Source organism: Nocardia vinacea, from assembly GCF_035920345.1.
GTDB lineage: Bacteria > Actinomycetota > Actinomycetes > Mycobacteriales > Mycobacteriaceae > Nocardia > Nocardia vinacea_A.
This window is the reverse complement of sequence record NZ_CP109149.1, coordinates 9,782,913-9,807,034: the sequence shown is the minus strand read 5'-3', so window position 1 is coordinate 9,807,034 and position 24,122 is coordinate 9,782,913. Positions and strand designations below refer to the sequence as shown.

Below are 24,122 nucleotides of genomic sequence, written 5' to 3'. Positions count from 1 at the left end.
AAAACCGCAGGCGGCGGAAGGTTTCTTGATGCTGGACGATGCGCAACTGGATCGAGCGGCGGGTGTGCTGCTCGGCACCGCGGCGGGCGATGCGCTCGGGGCAGGCTACGAATTCACGTGGCCGGGACCGCAAGTCGCGATCGAGATGATCGGTGGCGGGCCGTGCCGGTGGGCACCGGGACAATGGACCGATGACACATCGATGGCGATCGCCATCGCACTGGCGGCCGATAAGGGGCCCGGCATCGATCTCGACGAGGTGGCAGCCGGATTCGTCCAGTGGTTCGATTCCGATCCACCTGATATCGGCATCCAGACCCGCGCCGTGCTCTCGGTGCGCCCGCGCTCGGCCCGGGAGATGCAGGTGCAGGCAATGTCCTTGCACGGCAAGACCGGCGGCAACGGTTCGCTGATGCGCACCGCCCCCGTTGCCCTCGCCTATCTCGGCGAAGCGGACCAATGCGTCCGCATGGCCGGTGCGATCGGCGCGCTCACCCATCACGACCAGCAGGCGATCGAGGCCTGCAAGATCTGGACCTACGCCATCCGGCACGCCGTGCTCACCGGAACCTTCGACGGTGTCCGCGAGTTCGTCGACGCCTCGCCGAGCGCCGCCTACTGGACCCACCTGCTCGACCAGGCCGAAGCCGGTGGTCCGCAAGACTTTTCGAATAACGGCTGGGTCGTGCACGCCCTCCAGACCGCCTGGTGGGCCATCACCACCGCCGACGCCTCCGATTCGGACCACCTCCCGCGCGCACTCGAACTCTGTGTCCGCGCGGGCGGCGACACCGACACCACCGCCGCCATCGCGGGCGGCCTCCTCGGCGCCCGCTGGGGCGCCACCGCCATCCCGCACCACTGGCGTCAACTCCTGCACGGCTACCCGGGCTTCACCGCCGCCGACCTGACCCCCTTGGCCACCCGCATAGCGACCAACAGCAGCAACCGCTAGTACGACGTATTGATGTGGCCCGGCGTCCAGAGGCCGGAGTGGTCCTGCTGGGTGATTTCGGGTTTCGCAGGGTCGGCCTTGGGATCGATGCGGACCAGTTGTTGGAGTTCGCCCCAGTCTCGCCGCCAGTCCTGGTCCAGGTAGGTGGCCAGGGTGCGGGGACGCAGGAGCATATTGGACCAGCCGAGCGGGCCGCCGCCGTCGTGGCTCTGCCAGAGGGTAGTGATCTCGGCACCCGGACGGTCCGGAAGGATGCGGTACGCCGGGACCTCGGCGATATTGTCGCGGTGGTCGTAGGGGCGCTGGTTGGGGAATTGCAGGCCCACCATCCAGTCGGTGAGAACCGGGACCTGTGAGCCGACAACATCGTTCAGCGTTCTGGTCTGGGGCACCCGCGGCGGGGTTACGGCCAGCCATTGCTTGGGATTGCGGTCGCGGTCGACGGCGACGATGCGGATAACGTCTGCGCCAGCGGGGATTTCGCTGAACGGTACGCGCAGGTTGCGCCAGGACGGCGCCGGTCCGATATCGATCGGGGCGACCTTGCCCGTGGGCTGCGCGGTGGTCTCGGAATCGGTTGCGCCGTATTCGATTTCGAGGGTCTGGCCCGGCGTGACGATGCCGTCGGCGTCCACCGAGCGGATCCGGCCCGCCGCGGTCAGCGCGATAATGCCATTGCGGTCACCGGGTTCCGGAAGCCGGTACCAACCCGTGGTCAGATCGGCGGGGCCCGCGTCACCGGAGCCGTAGCTGCCGAGTACCGGCGTGGTCGCCGGGTTCAGTCCGAAAGGCAGTGCGGCGGTGGCGGTTCCGGCGGTGTTCTCCGAGGCGGACTTACTGCTCAACGCGTCGGCGATACTGCCGGTCGGACTCGAATCGTCGTCGGGACGCAGATCGGCGGCCACGCCCGCCCCGGTGAATCCGGTGCCGGTACCCGACAGCGTGCTCACCGCATCGCCGGTCAGCGGGCGCAGCATGCCCGCATTCGGATCGGTCTCCACCAGCACATGACCGGCCAGACCCGCCGTCTTCCCGGTCAGCGCCTCGATGTTCGAGCGCGCCAGCGAGAACGCAGGGCCCTGGGCCACAGCCGCCTTGGCGAAGGAGCCGACATCCCAGACCACGAGCAGGGCCAGCGCGATGGTCAGCGGGGGCAGCACCGACACCCGCCACGCGAGACGCGAAACCCGATGCGGGGTACCGGGTTCCGGTGCCCGCACATGCCACCACGCGGCCACGGCAAGCAGTGCGGCGGCAGCGAGCAGGAACAGTTTGTTGAGCTCGATACCGGCGATCACCGGCGGCTTATCCCACCACGGAATGCCGTAAGACGAGACGTACCACCACTTGTTGGGCCCGGAGAACACCAGCGCGAGCAGGAACGCCACCACCGCGGCGAACAGCGCACGATAGCGCGGCGCCCGCAAAACCCTTGGCGCGACGGCCATCGCGGTCACCATGGCGACGGCACCGGCCACGCCCGCGTACACACCGAAGTGATGGGTCCACTTGGTCGGCGTGACCATGATCAGCAGTAGCGCGCCGACGGTGACACCGAGAATGCGCCGGGTCGGTCCCGCAGCCAGCAGCGGAATCCGACCGCCCTTGCGCAGCAGGACGATGACACACACGATGAGCCCCGCGAACATCGCGAGCACACCGATCCGGCGGCCGACCGAGCCGTCGGTCTCGCCTTGGAAGAGGTACTGATAGCGCAGATAGTCGTTGAACCACTCGACATCCGGGCCGACGATGTGGTGAATCCGCTTCATCTCGAACATCGCCGCCAACGGCTGATCGGCGAACATGATCGCCAGCGCCACGATGCCCGCGGCCAGCAGCGGGGCGAGCAGCACCGCATAGCCCACCACCCGGGCACGCAATGATCCCCGAGTCCCGGTGCGGTCCATGACGATTCGCGCGACCGGCCGCAAGCCCGCCAGCAGCGCCGCGATACAGATCACACCCGACGGCCCGGCCGTACAGGCGAAGGCCGCGACCAGGATCGCGAATCCGGCGGGCAACAAACGCCGCGTGGCAATGGCACGTTCGACCAGGCACCAGGTGAGCAGCAGCCCCAGCGCGACCGGCGGTTCCGGACGCAGCCCGTTGTCATAGGCCAGCCAGATAGTCAGGAAGCCGAGCGCACCGGTCCACATCGCGACGCGGTTGCGTCGCACCGTGACCCCGAGCCGGGTCGCCACCTCGCGGCTCAGCAGCAGCCACATCAGCACACCGCAGCACAGCGCGGGCAGCCGCACCCACGGACTGGCGGTGCTGATCTCCGTCATGATCCGAATCAGGTCGTAATACGGTGTGCCGACCGGATTTTCGGGCACCCCGAAGTAGGCGAAGTAGTTGGCCATGTAGCCCGCGACACCCGACGCACGGGCCATACCGAACTGATAGCCGTCATCGGAGGTGGTGGACCCGATGAGGTACCAGACCACCATGGTGCCCAGCACCACCGCATCGAGCAGCGTGAACGTCCACCAGCGCTGCGGCAGGAAGCGACGCACCCGCCGACCGTCCAGCCGATCGAGCCGATACAGCGCGACCAGCGCCACAATCGTGCACAGCACCGCGAGCCAGATCGCCGCGCGCTTCACCGGAGTGGGCGTCGAGGAGAACCTGGTGTCGAGTTCGGCGGTGACGCGCGCACCGTCGGCCGCGGCCAGATCACTGAAGATGCCCACCATCTGCGGCCGGTAGTCGCCATTGAGCACCACCGGGAATCCGGGCGCTTCGAATCCGACCAGGGTGGCGGTCGCACTGGCGTTGTCGGCGTGCACGGTGAGTTCACAGCCCGAAACCAGTTCGGCCACCGGCACGCTGAGCAATGCCTGATTGCGCAGCACGACATCCAGCCGCGCCGGAGTGTCGGCCCCGGCGCGCACGCGGGCGACGAATCCGTAGCGTTCGAGGTCCGGCGCGCCATCGGGTCCGGTCGCCGCGAGGGTGCCGCCCTTGGCGCTGAGCTGGTTGATCGCCGTGCACGGCAGGGTGGCGTCGAAAGTCAATGGCGCATAGGAGATCAGCGGCGCCTCGATGCTGCGCGCCGAAACCACCTGCGGCCAGGTCAGCGTCGCCGCGTCCACCCGCACCGGCAGCAGTGGCACTGCCACCGCGAACAGTGCGCCCAGCAGACCCGCGATCAGCGCGACCGGCCCGGCCCAACCCCTCCGCGTCTTCGATTGTGCCGTCCCGAGTTCGGATTCCTCGACGGACGGCTGCCCCGCCCACACCATCGTGTCAGCCACGGGGCCTGATCCTAACGGTAACTATTTCAAACGAAAGTTCTTGCCGGCGTGCGGCATTGATTCTCAGCAAGCACACAGCTGGCGCGGCCGACACCGGGTCGGCCGCGACCGCTGGTCTATCAGCTGCAGGCCACCGACTGCTGGCCGAGGTTGGTCAGCATGGTGCAGGCCCAGGCCTTCTGGATCTTCCACTTGCCGTTCTCTGCGACGAACGGCACGTCGATAAGGTTCTCCTGGCCGTTGAGCAAGACCTTGGCCTTGGCATTGACGCTGTCGCCGAAGCTGGTCACATCGGTGACCGTGATAGTGACATTGGCGCCCTTGGCGGCCTCGGCGAGTCGATTCGGCAGTTCCGGATCGGCCTCGGCGCCCTGCACGCCGTCGAGCTTCTCCGAACTGGGGATCGACGGATCGAGGGCACGCTGCAGCTGCGTGTTCAGTTCCGCGACGGAGGGCACCGGCGGCAGATTGGTGTTCGCGTTCGCGCTGGCCGAGGCCTGGGCGCTGGTACTGGTCTTCGCGGCCGGCTTGCTGTCTTTGTCATCGCTGCAGGCGGTCATGCCGAGTGCGGCGACGACGGCCAGGGCGGCGATGGCGATGCGTCCAGTCTTACGAAGCTTCAACTGCTCGTCCTTTGCGTTCGAGTAGGTACATGTCGTCCACCAACGGCAGCCGTCACCCGAATCGGCAACGCTGCACGAATGACCAAGGCTACCTGTCAGCGGAGACTGCCGAGCGGATCCGCCCGGGACAGACTGATGTCGTCGGCGGCAAAGGTACGCGCCGGACCGGGCCCTGTCGAGCTGGTCTCGAACCGAACAGTAACCACCCCGAGCCCGGCTCCTTGCACCCACCCGTGCCCGAATTCGGGGTGCGTGACATCCAGTCCGGGATACCACAACATCGCGCTCCGCATCGACGAATCGTCCTGAGCTGCACCGACGCTCGGCTGTGTGGTCGCGGGGACCGGGGATGTCGCGGTTACTCCCACCTCGACGCCTACCGCGCCGACCAACGCACCCGCGCCGAGCTCTGTGGCACCGTCCGCAGCTGCGGACGGCCCCGCCTGTGCGCCCCAACCTTCGGAGTGCGGCGTGTCGCCCTCCCAGACGCCGCCGTCCTCGACCGGCGCCTGATCCAGCTCCGGAAACAGCGACTCTTGCCGGACCGTCGACAGCCCGCCGTAACCCACTCCGACCAGCCGGATCGGCCCGAGCTCGGCCGGATCAATGGCCGAGCGCTGCGCCGCCGTCGTCAGTGTGGCCAGCTCGGTCGTCGCGTACGGCAGCGTGAACGACCTGGTCACGATGCTCATATCGGATTTCTTCAGCTTCAGCACCACGGTGCGTGCCGCCCGCCCGTCCTTTTCCAGACGACGGTGCGCGGACGCCGCCATCGTCTCGATTGCCGGACGCAGCTGGGCCAGCGTGACGATATCGGTTTCATAGGTGTTCTCGGCGCTGATCTGTTTGGCCTCGGCCCGCTCGGCGACCGGCCGGTCGTCGATGCCACGGGCCAGCCGGTGCAGCGCCGCGCCAACGCTGCCGCCGAGAATGGACACCGCCTCCGATTCCGGCAGCGCCGCGAAGGCGCCGACGGTCTCGATACCGAGCGAACGCAAGCGGCTGTCGGCCACCGGACCGATCCCCCACAGCTTGCGCACCGGCAGCCCGGCCAGCAGTTGCTGCTGCTCATCCGGCGAAACCACCCGCACCCCATCGGGTTTGGCCATACCGGAGGCGATCTTGGCCAGTTGCTTACCGGTGCCCGCACCGACCGAGGCGACCAACCCGGTCCGCTCCCGCACCAGCGCACGCAACTCCTCGCAGAATTCGCGCACCTGCTCGACGGTCGCGCCCACCAACTCGGCGGGCTCACCGAACGCCTCGTCGAACGACAGCGTCTCCAGCACCGGGATCCGGCTGCGCAGTGCGTCGAACACCCGCGCACTGACCACGCTGTAGACCGCGCCGCGCGGCGGCACCACCACCGCGGTCAACCCGACCAACCGCCGAGCCTGATGCATCGGCATGGCCGAGCGCGCACCGAATACCCGCGCCTCATAGCTCGCCCCCGCGACCACACCGCGCCCACCGGTGCCACCGACCAGCACCGGGCGACCGCGCAGCGTCGGCCGGGTCAATTGTTCGACCGAGGCGAAGAAGGCATCCATATCGATATGCAGCACCCACCGCCGAGCCGTGCGCACGGACGCGGACCCCACCGCGCCTCCCCCGGCGGCCACAGTGGTGTTCTCGGTGCTCACGCACCGGAATCTACGCCGCCCCACCGACAGGTCGGCCCACCGCGCAACACCTCGTCAACCTGTGAAGACGACAGACAACCTGGGTGCCGGGTGGACGTCAGCCGAGTAGTTTCTGCGAGATTGCTATCGAACTTCGCGGCGCGACGACGCAGCGAGCGCGGCTCTCTGCCCTGCCCAACCACCCGTGACCAGGTCCGATACCAATATGTTGCCACCTCGACATGCCCGGCCCAAGCCTGGGGATCGCCGGTTCGGACGCGCTCGGGTATGTGATGATCGGACCATGAAGATCCGTAAGGCCGTGATACCGGCCGCCGGAATCGGCTCCCGGCTGCTCCCGCTGACCAAGGCCATCCCCAAGGAGATGCTGCCGGTCGGCGATAAGCCGGTCATCGAGCACACCGTCCGCGAGCTGGTCGCATCCGGAATCACCGATATCACCATCGTGGTCAGCAGCGGAAAGTCCCTGATCCAGGACCATTTCCGCCCCAATCCGGCCCTGGTGGCCCAACTACGCGCCGACGGCAAGGACGCCTACGCCGACGCGGTGGAGGAGGTCGGCGAGCTGTCCCGGCTCGGGCATATCACCTACCTCGATCAGCACGGGCCCTACGGCAACGGCACCCCGGTGCTCAATGCCGCCCGCAATCTCGGCGACGAGCCCATGCTGGTGCTGTGGCCCGACGACGTCTTCGTCGCCGGGGTGCCACGCGCCCAGCAGCTGATCGACGCCTATGAGGCGACCGGCGCGCCCGTGCTCGCGCTGATGCCGATGGATCCGTCCGAATCCCAGCGCTACGGCGTCCCGGTTGTCGCGGACGACCAGGGCAACGGCCTGCTGCGCATCACCGGGCTGCGGGAAAAGCCCAAGCCCGAGGACGCACCGTCGAACTATGCCGCGATCGGCGGCTATGTCGTCACTCCCGGCATCATCTGCGAACTGCGCAGACAGACCGAGCAGTGGTACGAACATCGCACCGGCGAGGTTTACCTCACCGATGCGATCAATGTGCACGCCGCCGACAACCCGGTCTTCGGCCAGGTCATCCAGGGCCGCTGGTACGACACCGGCAACCCGGCCGACTACCTGGTCGCGCAATTCGCCTCGGCACTGGCGCATCCGCAGTACGGACCGCTGCTGCGCCAGCTCGTCGACTGAGCTCGGGTTCGCCTACTAGGGCTAGGCGACGATCACGACCTCGTCGTCGGCCAGTGCTGGAACACCCGATCGCCATCACGTTCCCCATCGTTGCCATCCACGCACAACCATGCTGGTCCGGGAGAAACGTAGCCGAACCGGATCAGAAACGACGGATGGTGTAGATGTCGAAGTCTCGGAGTGGATGCAGACCGACCGGAACGCCCCAGTCGTGCGCATCCAGGATTTGTCCGGAGCCGGCGTAGATGCCGACATGTGAGGCGTCGTCATTGAGGATTACGACATCACCCAGCGACAGGGCCGGGAACGGCACCACCGCGCCGACCTTGGCCTGCTCGTAGGTGGTACGCGGCAGTTTCACCCCGACCTGACGGAATGCCCACTGGACCAGAGCCGAGCAATCCCAGGCGAATGGGCCGGTGGCGCCCCATTCGTAGGGTTTGCCGATCTGGGTGTAGGCCGCGGTAAGTGCGCCGAGTCCGAAGATACTCGGCAGCGGCAGGGCAGCGGAACCGCTGGAACTGCCGGAACTACCGGATGCGGAGCCGGAGCTACCGGAACCGGAGGCGCTTCCGGTATCACCGCGCACCGGTCCGGCCAGGACGAGCGTCATGACGATCGATACCAGAAACCCAACAGCTATCCGCCGCAATACCTTTTTGTGCCCGGTGGTCATGCGCTCGCCCCTTCCGTCGACCCGATCGACGCGCGGTACCGGCCTCACCATCAGGGAAGGATCCGCACGTCACTGACCTGCGTTGCATCACGCACCCACGTGCGACGCAAGGTATTTCAGGTAGAGCAGTTCAAGCACGAACATTCACTGCCGTCACAGAAGTCGATCTGCGCACCAGCAGCAACATGCCGATTGTGCCGGGCATTGTGCGAGCACGACAAGGAAATCAGCTAATTCTCGGCATGTGATCTGTATCACATTTAAGGCAAGGCCATAGACGTGCGTCAGGGCGGGATCTCGAGATCCCGCCCCGACTGCCGTTCCGAACGACTGTGCTCCAGCCGAGCCGCCGCGTCAGACCTTCGCGATCGACACCCGCACACTACCGACGATTTCGGCGGCATCCGCGCCCGGATCACCGAAAGTCAGCTCGGTGGCGAGGATTTCGCCCGCGATGAGGTCGCGATGGGACTGCGCCCAGACCTGCTTATCGTCGGGCACCGCGAGCACCACAGTGATGCGATCGGATACGTCCAGCCCCAAGGACTTTCGCGTCTCCTGCAGATCGCGGATCACATCGCGGGCCCAGCCCTCGGCCTCGAGCTCCTCGGTCACCACCGAATCGAGCACCACCAGGCCCGCATTGCCGGGCAGGGCCGCGGTCGACTCCGGTTCGGCCGCGACCAGTCGCTGGGTGTACTCCTCCGGCAGCAGTTCGATGCCCGCCGCGGTGACCACACCGGCGGCGTTCTCGGACCATTCGCCCGCCTTCACCGCCTTGATCACCGTCTGCACATCCTTGCCCAGACGCGGGCCTGCGGCGCGGGCGTTCACGACCAGCTCGAAACGACCGTGCACGGCGACATCGGTGGTCAGGTCGACCTTCTTGACGTTCACCTCATCGGCGATGATGTCGGCGAACGGCCGCAGCCGCTCGGCATCGGGCGCGGCGATGGTGACCTCGGCCAGCGGCAGGCGCACCCGCAGATTCTGCGCCTTGCGCAGGCTCAGCACCGTAGAGCAGACCACCCGGACCTCGTCCATGGCGGCGACCAGATCCGGATCCTTCGGCAGCTCACCCTCCTTGGGCCAATCGGCCAGGTGCACCGATTGATCGCCGGTCAGCCCGCGCCAGATCACCTCGGAGATCAGCGGCAGCAGCGGCGCGGCCAGGCGGGTGACGACCTCGAGCACAGTATGCAGCGTGTCGACCGCATCCCGGTCCTCCTCCCAGAAGCGCGAACGCGACCGGCGCACATACCAATTGGTGAGCGCATCGGCGAAGGAGCGCAATTCCTCGCAGGCGCCTGCGATGTCGTAGATCTCGAGCGCCTCGGTCATCACATCCCGGGTCGCGGCCAGCTTGGCCAGGATGTAGCGGTCCAGCACATGCGGCGAATCCGTGCGCCACACACCGGTTTTCGAGGCGTAGAGCTGCAGGAAGGTCCACGCGTTCCACAGCGGGCGCAGCGCATGGCTGACCCCCTCGCGGATGCCGCGCTCGGTGACGATGAGATTGCCGCCGCGCAGGATCGGCGAACTCATCAGGAACCAGCGCATCGCATCGGAGCCGTCCCGGTCGAACACCTCGTTCACATCCGGGTAGTTGCCCTTGGACTTGCTCATCTTCAGCCCGTCGTCACCGAGCACGATGCCGTGCGCGGCAACGGTTTTGAAGGCCGGACTGTCGAACAGCGCGGTCGAGAGCACGTGCAGGGTGTAGAACCAGCCGCGGGTTTGCCCGTTGTATTCGACGATGAAATCGCCTGGGAAGTGGTTGTCGAACCAATCCTTGTTCTCGAACGGGTAGTGCACCTGGGCATAGGGCATCGAGCCGGACTCGAACCAGCAGTCCAAGACCTCCGGCACCCGGCGCATGGTGGACCTGCCGGTCGGATCATCGGGATTCGGCCTGGTCAGCTCATCGATCATCGGCCGGTGCAGATCGGTCGGGCGCACACCGAAGTCACGCTCGAGTTCGTCGAGCGAACCGTACACGTCGGTGCGCGGATAGGCCGGATCGTCGGAGACCCACACCGGGATCGGGCTGCCCCAGTAGCGGTTGCGGCTGATGTTCCAGTCCCGCGCGCCCTCGAGCCACTTGCCGAACTGTCCGTCGCGGATGTGCTCGGGCACCCAGGTGATCTGCTGATTCAGCTCGACCATCCGGTCGCGGAACTTGGTCACCGCGACGAACCAGGACGGCACCGCCATATAGATCAGCGGCTGACCGGAACGCCAGCTGTGCGGGTAGGAGTGCTCGATCGTCTCATGCCGCAGCAGCTTTCCGGCCGCCTTGAGATCCTTGATGATCACCGGATTGGCGTCGAAGACCATCAGGCCTTCGTACGGGGGCACCATCGAGGTGAACTTGCCGCCCGGATCCAGCGGCTGCACGATTTCGATGCCGTTGGCGGCGGCGACGTCCATATCCTCCTCACCGAAAGCCGGTGCGAGGTGCACGATTCCGGTGCCGGAGTCGGTGGTCACGTAGTCGGCGGTCAGCACCCGGTGCGCGTTGGGATGGCCGACGAAGAAGTCGAACGGCGGGGCATACGACAGATCCGCGAGGGCGGCGCCGTCGTACTCGCCGAGCACTTCGGGCTGATCGCCGAATTCGCGGGCGTAGTGCGAGAGCCGTTCGGCGGCCAGCAGGTAGCGCTTGCCGTCGGCGGCACGCACGTGCACATAGCGCACATCCGGATGCACCGCGATCGCCAGGTTCGACGGCAGAGTCCACGGCGTGGTGGTCCAGATCAGTGCGTTGACGCCGTCGAGTGCGTGCAGCGGATGCTCGGCGGGTACGTGCAGCACCATATCCACGGTGACGGCCGGATCCTGGCGCATCTTGTAGGCGTCGTCGAGCCGGGTTTCCTGATTCGACAGCGGCGTCTGCTCGTACCAGCTGTAGGGCAGCACCCGGAAGCCCTGGTAGATCAGTCCCTTCTCGTGCAGGGACTTGAACGCCCACATCACCGACTCCATGAAGTCGAGATCCAGCGTCTTGTAGTCGTTGTCGAAGTCGACCCAGCGGGCCTGACGCGTCACATAGTCACGCCATTCACCGGTGTAACGCAGCACCGAGGATTTACAGGCAGCGTTGAATTCCGCGAGCCCCATCGCATCGATCTGTGATTTGTCCGTGATACCGAGCTGCTTTTCCGCTTCGATTTCCGCGGGCAGTCCGTGACAGTCCCAGCCGAAACGCCGATCGACCCGCTTGCCACGCATTGTCTGGAAACGTGGGACCAGATCCTTGACGTACCCGGTGAGCAGATGTCCATAATGTGGCAACCCGTTGGCAAACGGCGGTCCGTCATAGAAGACGAACTCCGCCGCACCCGAACGGTTCTCGATGCTGGCGCGGAAGGTGTCGTCGGTGGCCCAAACGTCGAGTACCCGACGTTCCAGGTCAGGGAAGGATGACGATGACCCGCCGCCGGTTCCGTAGCGACTGCTTGCAGGTCGCTCGAAAGGGCCTGCCAGATCGACGCGCGGGTATGCGCTGCTGGAAGGTTCGTCCGCCATCGCGGATACGTCTCCTCGTGCCGCCGCGCCGTGGCGCGTATATGTCAGCACGGGGACGATGACGACGCCGGTTGCGTCGAAACCGCGGTACCACCCCGCTTGTCCGAGCGGCGCGCCGATCCGCGCGACCAACCAGGACCTCTCGTTACGAGCTGTGACGGGCTCACCCGTTCGGTTCTACTGAGTGCGGCCAGCGCACCGTTCTTCCGAAGACTCCCCGGTGATGGCCGGATCTACGCCGATTACATGTTTGATTCTAACCAAGACGGTCAAACCAGATTGTCGGGCCCACGATTACCGTTTGGCATGCCGACCAGGTGGCGGCGCGGTATCGCCTTCGGAGCTGCGCATAGAAAGCGCGCTCACCAGCAACAGCACAGCGCCCACGATACAGATAAGGATGCACCCCCAGGCCCACAGCACCGACCCGGTGGTCAGCGCGGCCACTAGCAGGGCGAACCCGATCGCCGCAAGGACGAGCGTCAAAACAAGCATATTGACCCCCTAGGCATGCCAGGCGGCTCGGCGTACCTCTAGCTACTCGAACAGCAACTACAGCGGAGATATCTCTCTACTACGAGATTACTTGGCGCCCTTGGCGAACGAGGCAGGAGCGAGATTGTTCGCGGTATTGGCGTCGACGAAGGCCTCGCCGCCGTCCACCGGCACCGCCGAGCCACGGTTCTCCAGCTCCTCGAGCTGCGACTCCAGGTACGACTTCAGCCGCACGCGGTATTCCCGCTCGAAGGTCTTGAGCTGCTCGATCCGGCTCTCCAGCACGCTGCGCTGCTGGGTGATGGTGGCCATGATCTCGGTGTGCTTGCGCTCGGCATCGGCCTGCAGCGCATCGGCCTTCTCTTTGGCCTGCCGTAGCTGGTTGTCCGAACGGGTCTGGGCATCCGACAGCATCGCGTCCGACTTCTGCCGCGCATCGGCGATCATCGCCTCCGAGCGGGTTCGCGCATCGCCGACCAGGCGTTCGGAATTGGCCCGCGCATTCGAAAGCAGGTTCTCGGCTTCGAGCTTCGCATCGCTGGTCAGCCGGTCCGCCATCTCCTGGGCGAGGCTGAGCACCTTGGCCGCCTGCAGGTTCGCATCAGCGCTCGGCGCATCCTTGGCTACCGGTGCCGCGACCGGCATCGGAGGCGGCGGCGGGGCCTGCTGCACCGGCGGCTTGATGGGCTCGGGTGGGGGCGGTGGGGCTTGCTGGACCGGTGCTTTCACTGCGGCGGAATTGGCCGGGCCGCGATTTTTCTTGGCGTCGGCCAGTTCCGCATCGAGTTCAGCAACCCGCTGGCGCAGGTCAGCGTTCTCCTCGATCAGACGCGAGAGCTCCTGCTCCACGAGATCCAGGAAGGCATCTACTTCATCCTCGTTGTAGCCGCGCTTCCCGATCGGCGGTTTGCTGAACGCGACGTTGTGCACATCGGCTGGGGTCAGCGGCATGGAAGGATCCCTTCACGCGTCTTTTGGAGATCTAGCAGATCTAGCAAGCTATCTTCTCGGTTCATTCTGTCACACCAGGGCTACCCGTCGGCGTGGCCGCCCACAAACGTCATCGAGATGAAGACGACGAAAAGCAGGACCATAATCGACAGATCGAGCCGAATTCCTCCCAATGACACCGGTGGTATCAAGCGCCTCAGGAGTTTCACCGGAGGATCGGTGATCGTGAAGATCACCTCGAGGATGACGACGACGAAGCCGCTCGGGCGCCAGTCTCGGGCAAAGCTGCGGATGAACTCCACGATCACTCGGCTGATCAACAACAGCCAGAAGATGAACAGTACGAAGTACAGCACCGCAAACAAGGCCACGACCTCACTCTGCCCCAAAATCCGCGTCGCGCAAAATGACCACACCGCCCCATACGCAACGGGTCTAACAGAACCCCCGGATCACAGCGCTATTTCTGGTTGTAGAAGCCGGTTTCGGCGATCCTGCGACGTTCTTCGGCCGAGACATCCACATCGGCCGGTGAGAGCAGGAACACTTTGGTCGCGACCTTGTCGAATGAGCCACGCAGCGCGAAAGCGAGGCCGGCGGCGAAGTCGACCAGCCGCTTTGCGTCGGCATTGCTCAGATCGACCAGGTCCATGATCACCGGGTTGCCCTCGCGGAAGCGCTCACCGATGATGCGGGCCTCGCTGTAGTCGCGCGGGCGCAGCGTCGTGATCTTGGACAAGGGACCTCCGTCCTCGAAGATCCCCGGCCGGCGTGCGGGCGCGGGCTCGGGGCGCACGCGCTCCTCCAGTCGCCGCTCCTCGGCCTCGGGATCGACGGCGAGCGCACCCCTGGTGGCTCCCCGCAGCATCGGCGCGTTACCGCCCGCACGGAATCGGGACGCGCCCGGCGCGGCATCGATCCTGGTGGGGCGCGGCCGCGCGTCATAGCGGTCGTCCGCATAGGGCTCGTCGACATAATCGTCGCGCCGAGACACCGGGTATCCCGCCTTGTACGGCGACTTGTACGCCGGCTCAGGGTAATCCGGCTCGTCGTCGTAGCGGTCTTCGGCATAGCGGTCCGCGCCGTAACCGGCGCGCTCGGAATAGTCACGGGGCCGGGGACGACGTGAGCCGCGCTCGTCCACACCCCGGGGGGTCGGCTCGGCGACATAGTCGTCTTCGTAATCCTCGAGCGGAACCATGCCGAAGTACGCCTTGAACTTGTGCAGCGTGCTCATTTCATAGACCTTCCTTCGGCCCCGGTGGCGGCCGGGTGTTGAAGTCTTGCTCAGTCCTCTCCAGTCCCAGCATATGTGTCGAATGTGACTGATGAGGTTTCTTTGCTACGCCGAGGTTATCGGTCGAGCGCCCATCAAGGCGGTACCGACACGCACACAGGTAGAACCGTGTTCGATCGCCGATTCCAGATCACTCGACATGCCTGCGGAGAGTTCGGTCGCTTCCGGATGGTCCGCGCGTACTAGCGAGTGCAAATGCGCAAGGCGTGCAAAAGCATCGTCGGGCACGGCGTCGAGCGGGGGAATCGCCATCAAGCCCGCGAGCTGCAGCCCCGGCGCGGTGGCCACCCGATCGGCCAGTGCCGCAAGATCTTCCGGCGCGACGCCACCGCGACCCGGATCCTCGTCCAGGCTAACCTGCATCAAGACGCGAACCGGTTCGCCGCGCTCCCCCGCCGCCAAGGCGGCCCGCGCCGCGGCGTCAAGGGCCGTTGCCAGGCGTTCGCTGTCGACCGAGTGCACCGCATGTGCCCAGCGCGCGACGATCCGAGCCTTGTTGCGCTGCAGCCGACCGACCATGTGCCAGCGCACATCCGCGAGGTCGGCCAGTTCGGCGACCTTCGCGGTGGCCTCCTGCTCCCTGGACTCGCCGAATTCCCTGCAGCCCAAGCGATGCAGGATGGCGATATCGGTGGCCGGGAAGAACTTCGTCACGGGCAGCAGCCGCACCGAGTCCGGATCACGTCCGGCAGCATGACAAGCCGCGCCGATTCGCTTGTTCAGATCGGCGAGATTCGCCGCGAGTTCGGCGGTCCGGCCGTCCATGGCCTCGGTCGCAATGGATTCCGTACTCATGCGTCCGCCTGCATCCAGATGACACCGGCCATGCGCCCGGTCGGTGCGCCGCGGCGATGACTGAACAGCGTCTTGTCCTCGATCGTGCAGCGCGGATCGAGGGCCACCCCACCGATTCCGGCTTCGGTGAGCTGCCTGCTGATCCCGGCGCGCAGGTCGAGTCCGGGTGTGCCGCGCACGGTGGTTGTCGCACTGCCCGGCAGATGCGCCTCGACATCGGCGCGCATCGCGGCGGGCACCTCGTATTGACGACCCGATGCGGCCGGACCCAGGAAGGCTCCGATCCGCTCGACGCGAGCGCCGGCCGAAACCATCGCGTCCAATACCCGCGGCATGATGCCGATGCGCGCACCGATTCGCCCGGCGTGCACGGCCGCGATCACACCTGCTTCGTCATCGGATAGCAGGACCGGTACGCAGTCCGCGGTGAGCACCACCAGTGCCAGCCCCGGCACGGTCGTCACCAGTGCGTCGGTGGCGGGCACCGGCGCATCCCGTGGCCCATCGATGATTTCGACATTGCGCCCGTGGATCTGTTCCATCCACACGAGCCGATCCGGTGTCAGGCCGATACCCTCGGCCAGCCGGTCCCGGTTCCGCTGAACGGTCGCCGGGTCGTCCCCCACATGATCCCCGAGATTGAACGAATCGTATGGCGACGCCGAGAAACCGCCCGCTCTGGTGGTCGTCACTCGTCGAACGGTTGATGTCGGCGCTGCTCCCCCGCCTCCCCGGAACTTTCGCCGGTCGTCGAGCGTGTCAACGGCACCGTCGCGGGCCGACGGCCGTGTGCCTGGCTGAGTGCTGGGCGTCCCCGACGAGTTACCCATGTACGTACGAGATCAGTTGTTGCTTGGGCATACCGCCCAGTGTGCCAGTCCGGCCTTGCGATTTGCTTATGACCTACCGGCGCATGAACGAGGGCACGTCGACATCGTCGTCGTCATCGGAATCCGGCGGCTCGATATGCGAGCGCGTATTGTGCGTTGCCGTCGGCTCGGCCAGCGTCCGCGCCCGCTCGGAATCCCGGTAGCTGGGCACCGCACCCCGAGTGGAGCTGGTTTGACCTGCGGCGGAGGTGGTTTCGGTACGCGAGGCGGCGGCGATCTCACTGGTCCGGCTGGTCTGGCCGACCTCACCGGCCCGGCCCGAACCGATCGCGCCGCGGCCCGCCTCGAACGTGCGCCTGGCCGGACCGCCGCCGTCGAAACCGGCCGCGATCACCGTGACGCGAACCTCATCGCCGAGCGAATCGTCGATGACGGTACCGAAGATGATATTCGCCTCGATATGCGCGGCCTCCTGCACCAGCGAGGCCGCCTCGTTGATCTCGAACAGACCCAGATCCGAACCGCCCGCGATCGAGAGCAGTACGCCGTGCGCACCATCCATCGATGCCTCGAGCAGTGGCGAATTGATGGCCGATTCAGCGGCCTTGACCGAACGACCCTCGCCGCGTGCCGAGCCGATACCCATCAAAGCGCTTCCCGCGCCGGACATCACGCTCTTCACGTCGGCGAAGTCGACGTTGATCAGACCCGGGGTGGTGATCAGGTCGGTGATGCCCTGCACACCGTTGAGCAGCACCTCATCGGCGGAGCGGAAGGCGTCCATCAGACTGACCGCGGCATCGCCGAGCTGCAACAGCCGATCGTTCGGAATGACGATGAGCGTGTCGCAGGATTCGCGCAGCAGGTTGATGCCCACCTCGGCCTGGTTGCCACGGCGCTTGCCCTCGAAGGAGAACGGCCTGGTGACCACACCGATGGTGAGCGCGCCGAGTTTGCGCGCGATGCTCGCGACGACAGGCGCGCCACCGGTACCGGTGCCGCCGCCCTCACCCGCGGTGACGAAGACCATGTCGGCGCCCTTGAGCACCTCTTCGATCTCGTCCTTGTGATCCTCGGCAGCCTTGCGACCGACCTCCGGGTCGGCACCGGCGCCGAGACCGCGCGTGAGCTCACGGCCGACGTCGAGTTTGACGTCGGCATCGCTCATCAGCAGCGCCTGCGCGTCGGTGTTGACCGCGATGAACTCGACTCCCTTGAGTCCCTGTTCGATCATCCGGTTGACGGCATTCACGCCGCCGCCGCCGATACCGACGACCTTGATCACAGCAAGGTAGTTGTGCGGGGGCGTCATGGGCTCTCGCCTTCCTTCGATCTAAAGTCTGTCGTTTTCGAATTCTCGACATTCGGCCTGTGGCAAGTCCGGGCAAACCCTAAACCTCAACCACAGGGTTAGCGTTATGTCAAGTATCCGACTGCTGCGGAACGCTATTCGCAGCCGCCGCGATAGGCGCGCAGGCGCGCCGAAACGACTGACAGAATCTTGCGATCCCTCTCGTCTCGCCGCGCAACACGTCGTATCGTGAACGGTTGCCCCCGAACCCCCGGTCTCGCTGGGCTGTTCCCACTGCGGTCACAGTTCCATCGAAAAACCCCTGGGCACAATGGGTATCGATCACTTTACCGTGACCAGATTCGGACTCGAAACATCGAACACCGTTCCATCGCGGGTCAACAGCGGCATCACCACGGCCGCCTTGCGTTCCGCGTCATTAATTCCCCCCCACACTACCGTGCGGCCATCGCGCAGGTTCAGCGAAATATTCGAAATCGACCGCGCGACAACCTCGTCCACTTGCACGACCAGCGCCGCGGGTAGTACCGCCAGAACCGAGGCCGCGGCCCGGGTGACCGGATCGTCGCCGCCGGCATGTTCGGTGGTGAGCTTCGGAACGCCGATGGGGGCGTCTTCGATCGCGAACTCCACACCCTCCGCATCAAGCAGATGCGCGCCTTGCGGACTGTCCCAGAACAGTACTGGCGTGCGCTCCACCACCGTTACCTTGACGGTGGACGGAAATACGCGTTGCACCCGTGCAGTGCGGACTTTCGGAATGCCGGCCACCCGCCTGGCCATCGCATCGGTGTCGATGCGCAACATCGAGCGGCCGGACGGGATCTCGAGTTTGTCGCGCACCTGTTCCTCGGGCACCGCGACCAAACCGTCGATCTCGACCGTGCTCGCCGAGAGCACCGGGGTGAACCAGGCCAGTACAACGACAACGGTAAGGACGCACACGCCGAGCAAACCCCACAGGCGCAGGCGACCCCGGTGTGCCCGGTCGAACCAGTCACCCGCGGTTCGCATCGCGGGTCACCGCCCGTATTGCGGACGAGCTCGCAGCCCATCGAGAATCTGGCTGCCGAGCATCGTCACATCGCCCGCACCCATGGTGATCACCACATCGCCGGGCAGTGCCAGACCCGCGGCCTGACGACCGACCCGCGACATATCCGGCTGGTAGTGCACGGGTTTCGTGACGGCTTGTGCGACGAGTGCGCCGTTGATTCCGGGCAGCGGCTTTTCGCGCGCACCGTAGACATCGAGCACGACGACCTCGTCGGCAAGGCTCAGCGCCGCGCCGAAATCCTGGGCGAAGGTTGCGGTGCGGCTGTAGAGGTGCGGCTGGAACACCACGATGACCCGGCCCTGTCGGGAGCGCGCACCGTCGCGGGCCTCCTGCTGTACCAGCTCCGCGGCTGCGCCGAGTACCGCGCGCACCTCGGTCGGGTGGTGGGCGTAATCGTCGAAGACGCGCACCCCGTTTTCCCGGCCCACGAATTGGAACCGGCGATGCACACCACCGAAACCCTCCAGCCCCTGGATGATTTCGTCCATATCCGCACCGGCGGCTCGTGCGGCGAGCAGCGCGGCCAGCGCGTTGAGCGCCATATGCCGACCGGGCACGGCGAGTCGCAGGGTGCGCGGCGCGGCCTCATCGGCGAGCTGGAACTGGGCCAGCCCGCCGACATCGCGCGGCTCCCAACTGTGCAGCCGCACACCCACAGATACCGGCGCGTCGGACAGCTCGCCCGACCCGTAGCCGAGCACCCGAACGTTCTTCTCCGCCAATCGCGCACCGACCCGCTCGGCCAGCGCCCGCGAACCGGGATCGTCCAAACACACCACCAGCAGCCCGCCGGGGCCGAGACGGTCGGCGAAATCGTCGAAGACCTGGACATAGGCCTCATCAGAACCGAAGAAGTCCAGGTGATCGGATTCGATATTGGTGACCACGGCGACATCCGGCTCGTATTGCAGCAAAGAGCCGTCGCTCTCGTCGGCCTCGGCGACGAAGATCTCGCCGGTGCCGTGGTGGGCATTGGTGCCCGCCTCGTTGAGTTCACCGCCGACCGCGAAGGACGGATCGAACCCGCAGTGCTGCAACGACACGATCAGCATGGAGGTGGTCGAGGTCTTGCCGTGCGTGCCCGAGACCAGCAGCGTGCGATGTCCCTGCATCAGCGAGGCAAGCACGGCGGGTCGCAACAGCACCGGAATATCGCGCCGATTCGCCTCGACCAGTTCGGGATTGGTCTTCGGGATGGCCGCATAGGTGGTGACCACCGCGGTCGGGCCGCCGGGCAGCAGATCGAGGGCGCTGGCATCGTGACCGATGCGCACCTGCGCGCCCCGGGCCCGCAACGCGAGCACACCGCGACTCTCCTTGGCATCCGAGCCGGAGACCGAGCCCCCGCGCGAGAGCAGGATGCGGGCGATGCCGGACATGCCCGCCCCACCGATCCCGACCATATGCACGCGCGCCAATTCGGGCGGCAGGGCCGAGCGCGCCTCGTCGGCGCCGGGTTCGACCGCCCCGGATTCGGTGGCATCGGCTCCCGTGGTCACCGGCCGCTCACCTCGACGACAATGCGCGCCAGCTCGTCGGCAGCGTCGCGGTGTCCGGCGCCTGCGGCGGACAGGCTCATTTCGATCAGCCGTGTGTGGTCGGTCAGCAGCGGTATCACCTCGTCGATCACATATTTCGGGGTCAGCTCGGCATCGGGGACGATTCTGCCACCCCCCTGACGGACGATCGGCCTGGCATTGAGTTCCTGCTCACCGTTGCCGTGCGGCAGCGGCACATAGAAAGCGGGCAGACCGACCGCCGACACCTCGGCGACGGTCATCGCGCCGGAGCGGCAGACGACCGCGTCGGCGGCGGCATAGGCCAGGTCCATCCGGGAAAGATACGGCACCGCGATATACCGGGCCCCACCCTCCTCCGATTCCTGGACCTCGAGGGTGTTCTTGGGTCCATGCGCGTGCAGCACCGAGACGCCCGCCGCGGCCAGCTGTGGCGCCGCGCCGGAGATCGCCTTGTTCAACGAGACCGCACCCTGCGAGCCACCGAAGACGAGCAGGACCGGCCCCTCGGCGGGCAGGCCGAAATGAGCACGGGCCTCGGCCTGCAATGCGGCCCGATCCAGCGAGGTAATGGACCCGCGCACCGGAATACCGATGACCTCGGCCTTGGCCAGACCCGAACCGGGGACGGCGGCAAGCACTCTGGCCGCGCGCCTGGCACCGACCTTGTTGGCGATACCCGCCTTGGCATTCGCCTCGTGCACCACCACCGGCACCGCGCGCCTGCGGCCGAGCGCGCCACGGCCCGCGGCGAGATAGGCGGGCAGTGCGACATAGCCGCCGAAGCCGACGATCACATCGGCCTCGACCGCATCGATGACCGCCCTGGTCTTGGCCACCGAGGCGCGGACACGACCGGGCAGCCGCAGCAGATCCGCGCTCGGCTTGCGCGGCAACGGCACCGGCGGGATCAACTCCAGCGGATAGCCGCGCTCAGGCACCAGTTTGGTCTCGAGTCCGCGTTCGGTACCGAGTGCGGTGACCCGGATCGAATCGTCGAGTCGTCGCAGCGCGTCGGCGACGGCCAGCGCGGGCTCGATATGTCCCGCGGTACCACCGCCCGCGACGATCACCGACAGTGGTTTGCGGGGTCGCTCCGCACTCACCTGGATCTTCCCCGATCTCTCGCATGGTTTATCGGATAGCTCGGCTCCCATGCCCTGGTCGCCCGCAGTGAACTCGTTCCTCGGCTCTCGGGCACGCGCCGCCGACCGGATTCGGACTGGCCGCGCCGCCCCTGCGGCAGTGCGGCCCGCGCGCGGTCGGCCTTGGCCCGCTCGGCACGTGCCCGCTGCTCGGCCGCCTTGGCCTTGGCCGCGGCCGAGCGCGCACGTGCCGCATCCGCCTTCGCCGGTGAGTACACCTCCGGCTTGGGCAGTCGCAGCAGTCGGCTGAATCTGCCGTCCTGTCCGGCCTGCAGCGCCGAAATGGCCTCGGGCTCATGCCTGGCCGCATTGGCGATGATGCCGAACATGAACAGGGTGATCGCCAGCGACGAACCGCCCGCCGAAACCAGCGGCAGCTGCAGACCGGTCACCGGGAGCAGGTTGACCACGTAGCCGATGTTGATCAGCGCCTGGCCGGTGATCCAGGTCGTCGCGGTCGCAGTGAGCAGCCGCAGGAAAGGATCGACCGAACGGCTCGCGATGCGCAGGCCGGTGTAGACGAACAGCGCGAACAGGCCCAGAACCAGTGCGCAGCCGAGGAATCCGAGTTCCTCGCCGATGATGGCGAAGATGAAGTCGTTGTGCGCGTTCGGCAGGTACTGCCATTTGGCGCGGCTCTGGCCGAGGCCGCGACCCCAGATCCCGCCGTCGGCCAGCGAGTACAGCGCCTGGCGCGCTTGGTAATTGATGCCCTGCGGATCGTCGCCCGGATTGAAGAAGGCGCGCATCCGGTCCGAGCGATATCCGGCGGACAGCGCGAGTATGCCCGCGGCGATCATGCCCGAAATCGCGATGGTGACGAACAGCCGCACCGGCAGCCCGCCGAACCACAGCAGTGCGGCGAGCACGATGCCCAGCGCGATGGTGGTCGACAGATTCGGCTCCAGCACGACGAGCAGACACACCAGCAGACCGGCAGGCACCAGCGGCACCAGAATGTCCTTCAAGCCGGCTTGTTCCGAGCGGCGCGAGGCGAGCAGATGCGCACCCCACACCACCAGCGTCACCTTCACGATCTCCGATGGCTGCACCGAGACCGGCCCGAGGAAGAACCAGCGCCGCGCACCCTGCACCTCGGAGCCGATGCCGGGAATCAGCACCAGCAACAGCGCCAGCACCGAGATCGCGAACAGCGGAAACGACCATTGCCGCAGTCGCCGCAACGAAATCCGCAGTGCCAGATAGAACAGCACCGCGCCGATCGCGGCGAACATGGCCTGCTGGATGAACAGCGAATACGCCGACCCGCCGTCGACATACGCCTCGACGCTCGATGCCGACAACACCATGACCAGACCGAGCACCGTCAGCAGTGTCGCGATCGTGACGACGAGATGGAACGACGCGAGCGGGCGCGCCAGCCAGGCGCCGAATTTGGTGGCCGCCAGCCGATTCCGCCGGGTCGTCTCGGTCATAGATGCCGCCCGATGTCACCGTCTTCCAGCGCGGCCACCGCCGCGGCGAAACTGCGCCCGCGGTGGGTGTAGTCGGCGAACATATCCAAGGAGGCCGCGGCCGGAGCCAGCAGTACGACGTCCCCGGGACGGGCGAGCCCGGCCGCGGCGCGCACGGCCTGCGCCATCACGGCGTCGGCGCGCGCACCCCCATCTATCCCAGCGTCACCCATTCCTGCATGGTCTCCCGCGCGGACCTCGACAACCGGGACCTCGGGTGCGTGTCGCGCCAATGCGGCCGCGATCACCGGCGAGTCGGCGCCGATCAGCACGGCGGCGACGAGGCGATCGGCGATCTCCTCGACCAGATCGTCTACCGACGCGCCCTTCAGCTGCCCACCCGCGATCCAGACCACCTGCGGGTGACCGAGAATCGACGAGCGGGCGGCATGCGGGTTGGTGGCCTTGGAGTCATCGATGAATTCGACACCGGCCACCTCGCGCACGAAGGCGGCCCGGTGCGGACCGACCTTGTGCTCGATGAGACCTTCCCGCACGAATTGCGGTGCCACATCGATGGCCCTGGTCAGCGCGGCGGCAGCGAGAGCGTCGGCGACACCGGCGGGTCCCTTGGGGCTGATATCACCGACCTCGGCGAGGATGGCGGCCTTGGTGAAGGCGCGGTCGAGCAGTTTGCCGTCCACAACACCGAGTTCGCCGTCGGCGGGTACGCCGATCCGGAAGCCGACCGTCCGGCGCGCCTTACTGCGCCGGGCCAGCGAGGCGGCCACCGGATCGTCGAGCCCGACCACACCGACCCGGCCGTAGAGCGCCCTGGACTTGGCGGCGGCGTAGGCATCGAGGCCGCCGTGCCAATCCAGGTGATCCTCGGCCACATTCAGCACCACACCGGCCTCGGGCCGCACCGAAGGCGCCCAATGCAATTGGAACGAGGACAGCTCGACCGCCAGCACCTGCGGACCGGGATTGCGGCGCAGCGCATCCAGGATCGGCAGTCCGATGTTGCCGCAGGCGACACTGGCGATACCGGCCGCGCGCAGGATCGAATGCACCATCGAGGTGGTGGTGGTCTTGCCGTTGGTACCGGTCACCACCAGCCATTTGCGGACCGGACCGTAGATCCTGGCCTGATCGACCCACCAGGCGAATTCGACATCGCCCCAGACCGGGGTGCCCTCGGTCACCGCGGCGGCGAGCACCGGCGAATCCGGCCGCCAGCCCGGGCTGGTGATGACCAGTGCGAAGCGGCTCCAGTCCGCGGTTTCCAGTTCGGTGCAGGTCGCGATGTCCAGACCGAGCCCGGCCGCCTCGGCCAATGCGGCGGCACCACCGTCGGTGACCACCGGACGCGCGCCGATATCGCGCAGCGGTTCGATCAACGAGCGACCCGAGACACCCCATCCGGCCACCAGAACGTCACGGCCACGCAGGAATTCGAGCATA

Annotated in this window: 19 protein-coding genes; 2 read left to right on the top strand and 17 right to left on the bottom strand. The window is 66.6% G+C overall.

The features are described 5' to 3' along the window. Window positions 1–28 precede the first annotated feature (28 nt). A complete protein-coding gene (locus OIE68_RS44510; protein WP_327096882.1) occupies window positions 29–955 on the top strand; it encodes an ADP-ribosylglycohydrolase family protein in 927 nt (308 codons plus the stop codon). Here the strand turns inward: OIE68_RS44510 and OIE68_RS44505 are convergent. The 3 genes from OIE68_RS44505 to OIE68_RS44495 form a co-directional block, all read right to left on the bottom strand. After that, a complete protein-coding gene (locus tag OIE68_RS44505; RefSeq protein ID WP_419150856.1) occupies window positions 952–4,203 on the bottom strand; it encodes an arabinosyltransferase domain-containing protein in 3,252 nt (1,083 codons plus the stop codon). The genes OIE68_RS44510 and OIE68_RS44505 overlap by 4 nt on opposite strands. A gap of 131 nt (window positions 4,204–4,334) precedes the next feature. Next, complete coding sequence (locus OIE68_RS44500; RefSeq protein ID WP_327096880.1) at window positions 4,335–4,838, bottom strand: hypothetical protein; 504 nt, start codon at window positions 4,836–4,838, stop codon at window positions 4,335–4,337. 95 nt (window positions 4,839–4,933) lie between these two features. Then, window positions 4,934–6,388 (bottom strand): DNA polymerase IV, encoded by a 1,455-nt coding sequence (locus OIE68_RS44495; protein ID WP_419150855.1) that lies wholly within the window; start codon window positions 6,386–6,388, stop codon window positions 4,934–4,936. A gap of 376 nt (window positions 6,389–6,764) precedes the next feature. Here OIE68_RS44495 and OIE68_RS44490 point away from each other — a divergent pair, with 376 nt between their 5' ends. Beyond that, window positions 6,765–7,640, top strand: a complete 876-nt coding sequence (locus tag OIE68_RS44490; protein ID WP_327096879.1) for a UTP--glucose-1-phosphate uridylyltransferase — start codon at window positions 6,765–6,767, stop codon at window positions 7,638–7,640. A gap of 142 nt (window positions 7,641–7,782) precedes the next feature. On the opposite strand, the gene OIE68_RS44485 is transcribed toward OIE68_RS44490, so the two are convergent. The 14 genes from OIE68_RS44485 to murD form a co-directional block, all read right to left on the bottom strand. Continuing rightward, the gene (locus tag OIE68_RS44485; protein ID WP_419150652.1) at window positions 7,783–8,316 is read right to left on the bottom strand and encodes an NlpC/P60 family protein; all 534 of its coding nucleotides are present in this window, start codon (window positions 8,314–8,316) and stop codon (window positions 7,783–7,785) included. Window positions 8,317–8,670: 354 nt separating this feature from the next. After that, window positions 8,671–11,844, bottom strand: coding sequence for an isoleucine--tRNA ligase (gene ileS, locus OIE68_RS44480; protein WP_327096878.1), 3,174 nt, complete (start codon window positions 11,842–11,844; stop codon window positions 8,671–8,673). A gap of 294 nt (window positions 11,845–12,138) precedes the next feature. After that, window positions 12,139–12,339: a hypothetical protein gene (locus tag OIE68_RS44475; protein WP_327096877.1), complete on the bottom strand. Its 201-nt coding sequence runs from the start codon at window positions 12,337–12,339 to the stop codon at window positions 12,139–12,141. An 87-nt stretch (window positions 12,340–12,426) separates the two neighbouring features. Then, window positions 12,427–13,290 carry a DivIVA domain-containing protein gene (locus OIE68_RS44470; protein ID WP_040688660.1) on the bottom strand — a complete coding sequence of 288 codons (864 nt, stop codon included), beginning with the start codon at window positions 13,288–13,290 and terminating at the stop codon, window positions 12,427–12,429. A gap of 80 nt (window positions 13,291–13,370) precedes the next feature. Continuing rightward, window positions 13,371–13,661, bottom strand: coding sequence for a YggT family protein (locus OIE68_RS44465; RefSeq protein WP_040688811.1), 291 nt, complete (start codon window positions 13,659–13,661; stop codon window positions 13,371–13,373). An 89-nt stretch (window positions 13,662–13,750) separates the two neighbouring features. Further along, the gene (locus tag OIE68_RS44460) at window positions 13,751–14,527 is read right to left on the bottom strand and encodes a cell division protein SepF (protein WP_327096876.1); all 777 of its coding nucleotides are present in this window, start codon (window positions 14,525–14,527) and stop codon (window positions 13,751–13,753) included. A gap of 105 nt (window positions 14,528–14,632) precedes the next feature. Beyond that, entirely contained in the window at window positions 14,633–15,382 is a 750-nt protein-coding gene (locus OIE68_RS44455; protein WP_327096875.1) for a YggS family pyridoxal phosphate-dependent enzyme, read from the bottom strand. After that, window positions 15,379–16,074 (bottom strand): peptidoglycan editing factor PgeF, encoded by a 696-nt coding sequence (pgeF, locus tag OIE68_RS44450; RefSeq protein WP_327096874.1) that lies wholly within the window; start codon window positions 16,072–16,074, stop codon window positions 15,379–15,381. Before pgeF ends, OIE68_RS44455 begins: the two co-directional genes overlap by 4 nt. Before the next feature lie 211 nt (window positions 16,075–16,285). Next, on the bottom strand, window positions 16,286–17,524 hold the full coding sequence (ftsZ, locus tag OIE68_RS44445; RefSeq protein WP_327096873.1) for a cell division protein FtsZ: 1,239 nt from the start codon (window positions 17,522–17,524) through the stop codon (window positions 16,286–16,288). Window positions 17,525–17,845: 321 nt separating this feature from the next. Next, window positions 17,846–18,538, bottom strand: coding sequence for a cell division protein FtsQ/DivIB (locus OIE68_RS44440; RefSeq protein WP_327096872.1), 693 nt, complete (start codon window positions 18,536–18,538; stop codon window positions 17,846–17,848). A 6-nt stretch (window positions 18,539–18,544) separates the two neighbouring features. Further along, window positions 18,545–19,984, bottom strand: a complete 1,440-nt coding sequence (gene murC, locus OIE68_RS44435) for a UDP-N-acetylmuramate--L-alanine ligase (RefSeq protein ID WP_327102026.1) — start codon at window positions 19,982–19,984, stop codon at window positions 18,545–18,547. A 92-nt stretch (window positions 19,985–20,076) separates the two neighbouring features. Then, window positions 20,077–21,204: an undecaprenyldiphospho-muramoylpentapeptide beta-N-acetylglucosaminyltransferase gene (gene murG, locus OIE68_RS44430; RefSeq protein WP_327096871.1), complete on the bottom strand. Its 1,128-nt coding sequence runs from the start codon at window positions 21,202–21,204 to the stop codon at window positions 20,077–20,079. Next, the gene (gene ftsW / locus OIE68_RS44425; protein ID WP_327096870.1) at window positions 21,201–22,679 is read right to left on the bottom strand and encodes a putative lipid II flippase FtsW; all 1,479 of its coding nucleotides are present in this window, start codon (window positions 22,677–22,679) and stop codon (window positions 21,201–21,203) included. Before ftsW ends, murG begins: the two co-directional genes overlap by 4 nt. Next, window positions 22,676–24,121 carry a UDP-N-acetylmuramoyl-L-alanine--D-glutamate ligase gene (murD, locus tag OIE68_RS44420; RefSeq protein WP_327096869.1) on the bottom strand — a complete coding sequence of 482 codons (1,446 nt, stop codon included), beginning with the start codon at window positions 24,119–24,121 and terminating at the stop codon, window positions 22,676–22,678. The genes ftsW and murD overlap by 4 nt, the downstream gene beginning before the upstream one ends. Window position 24,122: the final 1 nt, after the last annotated feature.

Excerpts from the sequence above, each read along its gene's own strand:
- OIE68_RS44485 (WP_419150652.1), bottom strand. The coding sequence starts at position 8,316 with ATGACCACCGGGCACAAAAAGGTATTGCGGCGGATAGCTGTTGGGTTT.
- OIE68_RS44470 (WP_040688660.1), bottom strand. The coding sequence starts at position 13,290 with ATGCCGCTGACCCCAGCCGATGTGCACAACGTCGCGTTCAGCAAACCG.
- OIE68_RS44510 (WP_327096882.1), top strand. The coding sequence starts at position 29 with ATGCTGGACGATGCGCAACTGGATCGAGCGGCGGGTGTGCTGCTCGGC.
- ftsZ (WP_327096873.1), bottom strand. The coding sequence starts at position 17,524 with ATGACGCCCCCGCACAACTACCTTGCTGTGATCAAGGTCGTCGGTATC.
- OIE68_RS44455 (WP_327096875.1), bottom strand. The coding sequence starts at position 15,382 with ATGAGTACGGAATCCATTGCGACCGAGGCCATGGACGGCCGGACCGCC.
- OIE68_RS44490 (WP_327096879.1), top strand. The coding sequence starts at position 6,765 with ATGAAGATCCGTAAGGCCGTGATACCGGCCGCCGGAATCGGCTCCCGG.
- ftsW (WP_327096870.1), bottom strand. The coding sequence starts at position 22,679 with ATGACCGAGACGACCCGGCGGAATCGGCTGGCGGCCACCAAATTCGGC.
- OIE68_RS44440 (WP_327096872.1), bottom strand. The coding sequence starts at position 18,538 with ATGCGAACCGCGGGTGACTGGTTCGACCGGGCACACCGGGGTCGCCTG.
- OIE68_RS44475 (WP_327096877.1), bottom strand. The coding sequence starts at position 12,339 with ATGCTTGTTTTGACGCTCGTCCTTGCGGCGATCGGGTTCGCCCTGCTA.
- murC (WP_327102026.1), bottom strand. The coding sequence starts at position 19,984 with ATGGTCGGGATCGGTGGGGCGGGCATGTCCGGCATCGCCCGCATCCTG.
- murD (WP_327096869.1), bottom strand. The coding sequence starts at position 24,121 with ATGCTCGAATTCCTGCGTGGCCGTGACGTTCTGGTGGCCGGATGGGGT.
- OIE68_RS44460 (WP_327096876.1), bottom strand. The coding sequence starts at position 14,527 with ATGAGCACGCTGCACAAGTTCAAGGCGTACTTCGGCATGGTTCCGCTC.
- OIE68_RS44505 (WP_419150856.1), bottom strand. The coding sequence starts at position 4,203 with ATGGTGTGGGCGGGGCAGCCGTCCGTCGAGGAATCCGAACTCGGGACG.
- OIE68_RS44495 (WP_419150855.1), bottom strand. The coding sequence starts at position 6,388 with ATGGATGCCTTCTTCGCCTCGGTCGAACAATTGACCCGGCCGACGCTG.
- ileS (WP_327096878.1), bottom strand. The coding sequence starts at position 11,844 with ATGGCGGACGAACCTTCCAGCAGCGCATACCCGCGCGTCGATCTGGCA.